Annotated in this window: 1 protein-coding gene; it reads right to left on the bottom strand. The window is 55.7% G+C overall.

Features of this window, described 5'->3' with window-relative positions; genetic code table 11:
- The coding region (locus tag QP363_RS12915) for a hypothetical protein (protein ID WP_284764780.1) at positions 1-200 on the bottom strand (200 nt) is incomplete at its 3' end.
- Between the last annotated feature and the right edge of the window lie 98 nt (positions 201-298).

Raw genomic sequence — 298 nt, 5'->3', positions numbered from 1 at the left:
GCACCCGTTTTTAGGGCGTTCACGCCGATTGCTGTCATGCCGGCCGCGGTGGCAGTCAGGGCGGTGGCGATAGTTTGAGCCCCGCCCTTGACACTATTGGTGAGACCGGTAAAACGTTTGCCCGCGTTGTCTACGCCTTTGTCGAAGCCTGAAGAATCGAGGGTCAGATAGGCGGCGAGTTGGCCGACGTTGAAAGACACTACGGGCTCCATCCTGTACGTAAAAACTGGTTATTGGTTGAACAATCGTCTGACGCGGGTCTGGTCGTCATCGAAGAGACTGAAAACAAGGCTCCTGA

Source organism: Corynebacterium sp. UMB6689 (genome assembly GCF_030215295.1).
GTDB classification, from domain to species: domain Bacteria; phylum Actinomycetota; class Actinomycetes; order Mycobacteriales; family Mycobacteriaceae; genus Corynebacterium; species Corynebacterium aurimucosum.
Note: the sequence above shows the minus strand (reverse complement) of the source record. Positions and strands in the feature narration are given on the sequence as shown.